This window comes from Porphyromonas sp. HMSC077F02 (assembly GCF_001815465.1).
Classification (GTDB): domain Bacteria; phylum Bacteroidota; class Bacteroidia; order Bacteroidales; family Porphyromonadaceae; genus Porphyromonas_A; species Porphyromonas_A somerae.
In genome coordinates, this window is record NZ_KV820633.1 from 33,225 (window position 1) to 42,562 (window position 9,338).

7 protein-coding genes are annotated in these 9,338 nt (G+C 49.8%); 6 read left to right on the forward strand and 1 reads right to left on the reverse strand.

What is annotated here, in order from left to right; all coding sequences use genetic code 11:
- Positions 1-49 precede the first annotated feature (49 nt).
- The 6 genes from HMPREF3027_RS01845 to HMPREF3027_RS01870 are packed head-to-tail and all read left to right on the forward strand — an operon-like array spanning position 50 to position 7,224.
- Positions 50-2,581 carry an SUMF1/EgtB/PvdO family nonheme iron enzyme gene (locus HMPREF3027_RS01845; RefSeq protein ID WP_070706569.1) on the forward strand — a complete coding sequence of 844 codons (2,532 nt, stop codon included), beginning with the start codon at positions 50-52 and terminating at the stop codon, positions 2,579-2,581.
- Positions 2,582-2,594: 13 nt separating this feature from the next.
- The gene (locus HMPREF3027_RS01850) at positions 2,595-3,566 is read left to right on the forward strand and encodes an alpha/beta hydrolase (RefSeq protein WP_141756207.1); all 972 of its coding nucleotides are present in this window, start codon (positions 2,595-2,597) and stop codon (positions 3,564-3,566) included.
- 6 nt (positions 3,567-3,572) lie between these two features.
- Positions 3,573-4,208 carry a DUF3575 domain-containing protein gene (locus tag HMPREF3027_RS01855; RefSeq protein WP_083317464.1) on the forward strand — a complete coding sequence of 212 codons (636 nt, stop codon included), beginning with the start codon at positions 3,573-3,575 and terminating at the stop codon, positions 4,206-4,208.
- Positions 4,202-5,146: a DUF5119 domain-containing protein gene (locus HMPREF3027_RS01860; protein WP_070706575.1), complete on the forward strand. Its 945-nt coding sequence runs from the start codon at positions 4,202-4,204 to the stop codon at positions 5,144-5,146. The genes HMPREF3027_RS01855 and HMPREF3027_RS01860 overlap by 7 nt, the downstream gene beginning before the upstream one ends.
- Before the next feature lie 38 nt (positions 5,147-5,184).
- Complete coding sequence (locus HMPREF3027_RS01865) at positions 5,185-6,351, forward strand: fimbrillin family protein (protein WP_070706577.1); 1,167 nt, start codon at positions 5,185-5,187, stop codon at positions 6,349-6,351.
- 51 nt (positions 6,352-6,402) lie between these two features.
- Positions 6,403-7,224, forward strand: a complete 822-nt coding sequence (locus tag HMPREF3027_RS01870; protein ID WP_168165859.1) for a fimbrillin family protein — start codon at positions 6,403-6,405, stop codon at positions 7,222-7,224.
- Positions 7,225-7,433: 209 nt separating this feature from the next.
- On the opposite strand, the gene HMPREF3027_RS01875 is transcribed toward HMPREF3027_RS01870, so the two are convergent.
- A complete protein-coding gene (locus tag HMPREF3027_RS01875) occupies positions 7,434-8,804 on the reverse strand; it encodes an alpha/beta hydrolase family protein (RefSeq protein ID WP_070706581.1) in 1,371 nt (456 codons plus the stop codon).
- Between the last annotated feature and the right edge of the window lie 534 nt (positions 8,805-9,338).

The following is a 9,338-nucleotide window of genomic DNA, read 5'->3' on the forward strand; positions in this document are numbered from 1 at the left end:
CTCCCTTATAGAGAGAGGGGTGCTTAAATATCAACATAAATAGAAGTCAATGTACAGAATCATCGCCATTCGCACTTATCTCGTGGTAGGACTCCTATCGGTGCTATCGTGGGTGGGGTGTCAGCGACAGAGGGAAATAGATGAGCCTGAGGCTCGTAGCGAGATACAGTTTCATGCCTTTGTCAATCAGCAATTGAAAGGAGCCGACGAGACCCTCTCTACATTAGCAAAGAGTGGCTTTAATATCCGAGCTTACGGACAGGGGCAGCTCTACTTCGAGGATCGAGTGACTGCCACCGATCCCAGTGCTGGCACTGGCGTTTGGAATACTGCGAGTACCCATATATGGCCAAGCTATGAACTGGACTTTATTGGGTACAATGGCTTAGGCAACTATGGCACATTCGACCTAGAGACTACAAACAAGAGCATTAAGCTAAGCACCCCTGAGCAGGTGGAGAAGCAGGTAGATCTCCTTGTAGCACGTACCAAGGGGCGAGTAGCTGAGCACGGTACAGAGGGGGTACCGCTTTACTTTAAGCACCTTCTCTCACAGCTCTCTGTCCAGGCGAAGAATAGCAATGAAGCCTACAAGGTCGAGGTAGCTGGCGTAAAGATCGCACGCATACGATCTCAAGCTACTTTGACTCTTCCTACCGAGATAAAGCTCAGCGAGGAGCTCACTAGCTACACAGATTTAAGCACTCCTAAGAGCTTCGGACTAGCTACTCCCGAGGTGATTACACTTGGGGAGACTCCTCAGTGGATTGGCAATAGTGCCAAGGGCAACTTTATGCTCATTCCGCAGCCGATTACGCCATGGAATAGAGCAGAGCAAGCTGGGGGAGCGACAGACAACGAAGGGACCTATCTCGGACTATTGCTTAGGATTACCACGTCTGCAGGGGCTCAATACTATCCACTCGAGGAGGGAAAGTATGCCTATGCGGTGATACCTCTCTCCCTGCCTGAAGGGTTGAAGCCTGGGATGCACTATATGGCGACACTAGACTTTAGTAAGGGAGCAGGCTATCAAGAGCCAGAGCTGGGTAAGGGCGTTCCTACCGACTTGCCCGCGGGCGTAGAGGTAAGCACTCGGCCGTGGGGCGGAATGGAGAAGCCAGGCGAACCGATACTAGGTGGAGCGATTGGATTTGAGATATCACTGGAGCCTTGGAAAGAGAAGGGCATCGACCTTCAGCTGGAAGCTGATCAGCGAAAGCCTATCACAATGCAGTATGGTAGCTTACGGATGGAATTCTCTATTCCCAAGGAGGCTACCGAACTGAAGGAGAGCGATATTCCAGAGGTGAAAATGCCTGGACGGAAGTTCATCAGATGGGAAGACGGCAAGGGAAATCCGATTACGTTCCCCTACCATCTCACCAGCGACTTTGTGCTCACGGCCAAATTGGAGTCGTACTATGCGACGCTAGTGGTGCCACGAAACTTCCAATTCAAGAGCGATCAATGGAACATTAATAAGGTATTAGAGCTGACCGAAGAGGGTTGCTTGCCAGAGCTACCTGAATTAGAGCCAGTGAATGGTGCTACCCTTAACCCTCAAGATCCTTGGGGCTTTGTAGGGTGGACCAAGGATGCCTACCCGACCATCGATTCGGAAGTGGTATCCATGGAGACTGTTTTTGATAGTGACGTAGAGCTGCATGCCATTCTCACCTCAGGAGTATTTTCTAATACTACCGGCAGTGAACTCTTCTATGTCCCCGGTACTGGTGGAACTCGCCCAGAGTACTTTACCTTCAAAGGAGGCGTCAGCACCGCACGAAGCACTCTGAGATCAACGCCAGAGGGGATCAAGATACAAAATCTCTACGTGGCAAAGCACCCAATTACTCAGGCAGAGTATCAGCAGGTGATGGGCAGTAACCCCTCCTACTTCACCGACCCAGACCGATCTCGTTTTGCTGGAAATAACTTCAAGGGAGTCATTCGTGCCAATGCTGGTGAAAGACCTGTAGAATCAGTCACTTGGATGGACGCCATACATTTCTGCAATCAACTGAGCGAAAAGGATGGTCTAACCCCCGTCTACACCATCACAGGTGACACCCCCGAGCAGGTGACACGCGACCCCAATGCCAATGGCTACCGCCTCCCCACCGAGGCAGAGTGGATATGGATAGCCACAGCAGCAAGTGGAGCCAACGACACAAATATAGCCCAAAAGAGCAACATTGGACTTGTTCGCTTTGGCAACTTTGCTTGGTTTAGAGATAATGCGATGCTGGGAGCTCAGGCCAACCTCAATCCTAAGGTTTGGCAAGCATTTACCAATCCTGAATATGGCACTAAACCTGTAGGGGGCAAGAAGCCTAATGAGCTGGGCATCTACGACATGAGTGGCAATGTATGGGAATGGGTGGAAGACTGGTACGGAGAGCGCACCTATGAGCATGACAATGGTCCAGCGAGTGGCACCTATAAGGTACTGAAGGGCGGAAGCTTCCACGCTAGGAAGGAATTCCTCAAAGTGGATTACCGTAAGAAGCACCTACCTGATCGGACCAATAAATTGATCGGCTTCCGAATCGTCCGTAATGTAAAGACAACCAACTAAGTAAGCGAAACCTATGAGACCCAATATAATAACAACCCTACTCCTCTTTACACTCCTAATGATAGGAGGCTCCAGGCCTCTATATGGGCAGGAGCTACAGGAGAATTGGTGGAGCAATGGCAAGTATGCAATAGAGGATGTCGCCGATCCAGTCTACTCCTTTGACGAAGAATATATGAAAGATGTCCCCAACATCTATCTACCGATAGGCAAAATGGGCAAGCTCCCCGTAGTCATAGTGGTACATGGTTGGGCAGCATACAAAGAGCAGATGCACGACACTGCACAATTACTCGCCTCGCACGGCATGCTGGTACTCGTTTATACCGCCATGGATCAGAATCAGCCTTTTCAATGGTTGGACGGCATCATCGCAGCCTACACGCTACTCGAAGGAGAGAATCGGCGCCCTGGTTCCAAGATACATAATAGGGTCGACTTCCAGAGAATTGGACTACTCGGGCACTCAATGGGTGGCACGGGGGTACTCTTTTCGGCAGCGATGGAGAAGCCTAATGGACTGCGGGGTAAGATCAAGACCGTAGTGAGCTTGATGCCCTATCACGGCACCACCAACTTCATATCCGATGCGGTGGCTGGAGGAAAGGATAAGCTAGGTTGCGACGTTTCTGCTACTCCCAATGCTACACTCATCATTTCTGGAGAAGTAGATGAAGTGAATGAGCCCATTGGTGGCTATGAGTTTTATCAGACACTTAAGAAAAATAAACGGGTCTTCTTTTCCATGAAGGGGACACACCACAATGATTGGCGAAATAAAGAGGGCAAAGAATCTGAGAATTACCATATCGTGATGCCTGTAGTCTCCTCATGGATGCTTGCCTACCTCTGTGGGGAAAGGCAATATGAAAGCTTCTTCAAAGAGGGAGGGCTTTACTTTGAGAAGTGGATACGCCCCACCCTCAAAGGAAATGTAAAAGTAGGTAGAGGAGAATTCCCAGCGTTTGAGATAAAGGAACCTTAAAAAGAGATGAAGAAAAATAGGAGACATCATAGTGTAGTGCAGTGCCTATGGCTGGCAATGCTACTGCTGTGTGCAAAGCCACTTATGGCACAGCAGGCACAGGGAGTAGAGCCACAACGGGCTCCCTCTGAGGTGCGACGAAGCTGGCTATCTGTGCGGAGCAATACTTTGGCCGATATAGCAATGGTACCCAATTTGGGCTTAGAGGCATTTATAGGGGAGCACTGGAGCTGGGAGCTCTCTGGCTACGGAGCGTGGTGGTCAAAGCCCAAAGCCAACTTCTTCTGGCGGTTGAAAGGCTTGGAGAGCGAGGTCAAGTATTGGCTCGGCGAGAGGAAGCAAGGGGGCAAGGGGCATCACATAGGGCTCTATACTCAGCTCTTTGATTACGACTTCCAAATGGGAGGGAGAGGAGTGCTCGGCGATCGCACGCACTTTGGTGTAGGGGTTGCGTATGGCTATGCTTGGAGCCTCGCCAAGCAGTGGACTCTAGAGGGAAGCATAGGGATAGGCTATCTACATGGTTCTTTCAAGCAGTATGGAAAGCAGACAAATGGTTGCTTTCCGTGGGTGGCAACGAAGCAGCTGGACTTCGTAGGCCCTACTAAGCTTTCACTCTCAATCGTCTACAGGTTATGGTAAAAGGACTAAAATATATCTTGTTGCTCTTACTACCACTTCTCTTTGTCCAATGCCAGCACAAGGAGCTCTGCTACTCCCAGGCGGTAGAGGTGGAAGTTCGTTTCGATTGGTCACAAGTACCAGAGCCACACGTGGCGGGTATGACCACCTATTTCTATCCCCTCGATAATAGCTCCGCACCAGTACGGCGAGACTTCCAAGACAAGGCGGGAGGAAGCACCACACTACGTGACGGACGCTATAGAGTGGTCGGCTTCAACAACACATCTAGCATCCTACAGCATAGAGGCGAAGAACACTTTGAGACACTCGAGAGCTTCACCCGTAGTTGTAGCCCACTTTCGGGCGCTCTTCTCTCACTGAGGGCACCATCGTGGGATGAGGGGAAGGACTTCCGATTACAGCCTGAGCCTTTCTATGCAGGACGAGTAAAGGAGACAAAGATTGTGCCACAAGCCGATGGCACCTCAAGACAAGTGGTGACGATAGTAATGGAGCCACGCTATCGGGAGGTGCAGATTCGGCTCACCAATGTACAGGGCTTGCAGGCGGTTCAGGGTATCTCGGCAGGCCTTGGAGGCGTAGCACCAAGCTATTTCATAGGCCTAGATAAGTGGCACGAAGGGAGTGTCTACCACCCAATAGCCATGAAGTGGAAAGGGCAGGAGGTCGAGGGCAATATGATCACCTATGGATTCCTCCCAAAAGCAAAGGGTGGAAAACAAGAGCTCATCCTCTATGTGGTGATGGCTGATGGCAAAGGCTACACTTACACCTTTGATGTCACCGAGCAAGTGGAGCAACAAAAGGGAAAGGCAGTGATCGATATAAAGCTGGACGAGGAGTTGCCTCTACCTAGAATAGACGAATCGGCCCGCAGCGGACTAAGCATCACGGTAGAAAGCTGGAGGAAAGTCTACCTGAATATCAAGATGTAAAGGCACTAAAATAATAACTACATAAGGAGAAAGAAAAGATGAAAAAAGTAACGACATGGGCAGCACTGGCAATAGCCTCAGCGATGGCATTAGCTTCCTGTAGCAAAGTAACAGACATTGCAGAGCCAGCAAGAGAGCAGGGGCAGATTGGGTTTACCCCTTTTATCGCTAATAGCCTACGGGCTGCAGAGATGGATATAGCTACTCTCAAGGGTACAGGTTTTACCGTATCAGCTTACGGTAATGGAACAGCTTATTTCGAGGGGAAGACCGTAAAGCCTGAGAGTACAGGTGACCTATGGGCACCCGAAGGTGGCGATATCCCTTGGCCAAGCTTTGATCTGGATTTTATCGCTTATGCCAACCTTGGTGAGTACGCAACAGCAACAATCGCCCAGACTGACTCGAAGCTAGAATTGACCACCCCAACAGAGGTCGCAAAGCAGGTGGACGTCATCGTGGCTCGTGCCAAAGGCAATGGTGCCGATCACGCGACTACTGGCGTGCCACTCAATTTCAAGCACCTTCTCTCACAGATAGAGGTAAAGGCGGTGAATAGCAATGCCAATTCCAACTACAAGATCAAGGTCGCTGGAGTGAAGATTGGTCGCATTGTGAAGAAAGCAACCTTTATGTATCCTACTGATACCAAGAGCACAACCACACTAAGTGGCTACACCCTCGGCACCGACAAAGAGACCTTTGCCGATGCCATGACAGAAGCAAAGGAATTATCTGCTACCGCAGTCTCTCTGATGGGTAAGGACGGTAACTTTATGCTGATCCCTCAAACACTGACCAAGTGGGATGCAGCAAAGCACCTAGGAAGTGGCACGGACAATAATGGCGTCTACCTCTCGGTGCTAGTAAGCATTACGAATAAAGATGGTGTAGCTCTCTACCCTACCGATGGCAAGTATGCTTGGGCGGCTACTCCTTTGGAGATAGCAGGAGGTCTTGAGGCAGGGAAAAAGTATGTGATCACACTCGACTTTAAGGATGGTGCAGGCTACCAAGATCCAGAGATCAATAAGCCAGTCGGTTTTACCACAGCGACTGGAGTTGAGATTTCTAGCGATCCAATGAAGCCAGAAATGCCAAAGCCAGGTGCCCCAATTCTAACAAACCAGTCAATTAAGTTCACGGTAAAGATAGAGGATTGGCAAGATAGTGGTGCGAATACTATTAATATGCCCAACGCATAATAGATAGAATTACTAGGAACCCATTGAATGACCCATAAAATGGTGAAGCAAATGATGAGGTACTTAGGCTGGTCTCTTATGGCACTCTTACCATTCCTAGGTAGCTGTACTAGGGGTGACCATCCAGATGAGAGCAAAATGATTGCTTTTGAGACCAACTGGCTAGATATGAGGAGTGGAGTAGTGGAGGGTCAGGACACCTTCCACGATGATATGCAGGTGACTGCTTTTCTACAAACCCAAGCGGGAAACCCCCTCGGCACTCTCTTTCAAGACCTTCGAGCTACTAAGGCATCAGGCTGGCGTACCAGCTATCCGTGGCTCGGGAGTGAGGCAGGACGACAGCTCAGCTTCTTCGCCTTTGCTCCGTATGGTGCACTCACTCCAGCGTGGCAACAAGGGAGCTACACCCTTACCCATAATAGTGGGGAGGTAGATATTGTAGCAGCCCATGAGGTAGTGCCAGCTCACTATGGCAAGCCCCTGCCGCTACATTTTCAACACCTACTCTCAGGAGTGAGCTTTGTCGTTCATAAGGAGACCCCCGATATGACTATCTACTCGGTAGAGCTACGAGCGATCCCCTCCACGGCTACCTACTCTATTGAGCGTCGGCAATGGGCGGACTACTCTGATCCCAAGACTTATACTTGGACTGGCAAGGTAGAGCATCTAGCTCGCACTTCGGTAGATACTCCCCTCACCATCACCCCTTTCTTCCTAATTCCACAAACACTATCGGACAAAATGAAGCTAATCGTCAAGCTCAAGCGACCTGGCAAGAGTGACACAGAGCTAAAAGAACTCCCCCTCACCAATCAGCACCTTGAGATAGGAGCGCATTATGTCATCCGACTACAGCTCACCGAGTAACTCACTAGCCCACCACTTCGGAAGGCGCTTTACCCTACTGCCAACCGTTTTGGCGAACCTGTCCAATAACTCCGTTAACTAATGAATACCCTGAGATGCCCACCTGCAACACCTTGCGGTGGGCATCTCTTTTTTCACCACTCACACCTGCTTTCCGCATCTACAGTGGAAAGGCATTCAGCCCCCATTCTCAATGGCGATCACTGAGGTTAGAGGTGTTGCTGGTGAAGCCAATTGAGGAGGGTGGAGAGGGCTTCGGTGGAGAAGCCTGGGGGTAGGAATAGGTATTCGCTTGGATGCCCACTATTGGCAGGGATAAAGAGGTGATTGAGCCCCTCGAGCTCTTTCACGGTGACAGTTGGGGAGGAGGTCGCAAGGCTCTTTATCTGTGACAAGTTGCGTTGCGCTTCCACCTGCATATCCTTGCTACCATTGAGGGCTAGGATTGGACAGGTAATTCTCGGGAGATAGATTGAGGGATCAGTTCTCAAAAAGCCTTTATAGAATGGTGACGAGATAGCTCCAATCATATTTCGTTGGTACTCCTCACTTTGGACCAGTCGCTCAGTCTCCTGTCGTCGCCCCTCCTTCACCAGTGGCAATACCCTGTCAAAGTACTCAGCAATCAGCAGCGAATCACTCGCTCTACTAGTAGAGTGGTAAGCTATCTTGCCAAATAGCTCCTCCGTTATCTGCCCGAAAGCCTCCTCCTTTTCAGGCTCAATCAGATCCGCCATCATCACTTGATTCTGAAAGACAATCGTCTCAATACCATTCACCCCAGGAGCCGCCAAAAGCACTATAAAGTCAACGAGTGAAGGTGAATCAGCAGCCACCATCTGTGCTAGCAGGCCTCCTTCGCTATGCCCTATCACCCCCACCTTTTGATACTTACCTTGCGAATGAAGATAGGTGAGAGCGGCCTCCACATCCACCTCAAAATCGGAGAGCATCGAGGCATTAAATACACCCGTAGAGCGCCCCACCCCTCGCTTATCATACCTTAGCACGGCATAACCCTCACGAGTAAGGTAGTCAGCAATATCATAGAGAGGCTTATGAGGACCGATCTTACTATCCCGATCATTCGGTCCACTACCAGCTACCAAGAGGATCGCCGTGGTGGCACTGCCCTCCAACGGCTCTGTAAGCGTACCCGAAAGCACCACTTCGTCCGAAGGAATCGCCACCTCACTCGCATGGTAAGGAAGCATCTCATCCTCCTTTATATACTCCCCTCTTACAAGAGTAAGCGGAGCGAATAGTCCTCTTTGGGCAAAAAGCCCCTTGATCATATCCCCTTGCAAAGTTCCTTGAAACCTAGCCCCTATCGACTCACTCTGCCATCGCACCATTAGAGAATCGGGCTGAAAAACAAACTCATCCACCACTATCCCCTCGGCATTTTGGTCGGGACTATCCAATGACGCCCGATACCCCTCAGCTGTTTCGGAGACATGTAGCACCAAAGGCAATGCATAAGTGGGCGACACCCGCAAATCACCGTGCCAACTACCGACCACTTGGGCATGACACGTCATAGCCCAAAGCGTCAAAGTAAAAAATAATGTCCATCTCATAATAGTGCAATGTAACTGGTTAACTATCAACAAATATAAACAGAATAATCGATATCCATCATCGTAGTACCACCATATCCAGAGGTTACGCGTTAGAATAAGACGAGTGAAAAAACCAGCTACAATAGGGTCAGAAAGGACCCTTTACAACCGGCTGAAATTCAAAGCCATACAAAATCGTTAGCAGAGATGCAACTAAGCAATCGGCGAGTTGCAACTAAGCAATTGCCGAGATGCAACAAAGCAAATGCTTAGTTGCATCTCGATTTTTTCCCACTCACATAGAGATTCATAGAGCTGCCTCCTAGTGCGATTGTGAGTACTCGGGTCCATCGGTCTGTCCGTCACAGCATGAGTTGCTACTTCCATTGCGACGGATTGAAGCGATACGTTACTCGTGAAATGCCTTGCAATGGAAGTAGCAGTGCATGGGTGACGCATTAGAAGAGATGTTGTACGAATGATCATATACAAGCTGTTGAGGATAATGGAGTAAGGATCTCGGCAGAGGTCCCTCTTAAATAGGCACAGGTC

What these genes read in the sequence shown, in the direction of transcription:
- HMPREF3027_RS01845 (WP_070706569.1), top strand. Translation starts at nt 50, where the DNA reads ATGTACAGAATCATCGCCATTCGCACTTATCTCGTGGTAGGACTCCTA.
- HMPREF3027_RS01870 (WP_168165859.1), top strand. Translation starts at nt 6,403, where the DNA reads ATGATGAGGTACTTAGGCTGGTCTCTTATGGCACTCTTACCATTCCTA.
- HMPREF3027_RS01875 (WP_070706581.1), bottom strand. Translation starts at nt 8,804, where the DNA reads ATGAGATGGACATTATTTTTTACTTTGACGCTTTGGGCTATGACGTGT.
- HMPREF3027_RS01855 (WP_083317464.1), top strand. Translation starts at nt 3,573, where the DNA reads ATGAAGAAAAATAGGAGACATCATAGTGTAGTGCAGTGCCTATGGCTG.
- HMPREF3027_RS01860 (WP_070706575.1), top strand. Translation starts at nt 4,202, where the DNA reads ATGGTAAAAGGACTAAAATATATCTTGTTGCTCTTACTACCACTTCTC.
- HMPREF3027_RS01850 (WP_141756207.1), top strand. Translation starts at nt 2,595, where the DNA reads ATGAGACCCAATATAATAACAACCCTACTCCTCTTTACACTCCTAATG.
- HMPREF3027_RS01865 (WP_070706577.1), top strand. Translation starts at nt 5,185, where the DNA reads ATGAAAAAAGTAACGACATGGGCAGCACTGGCAATAGCCTCAGCGATG.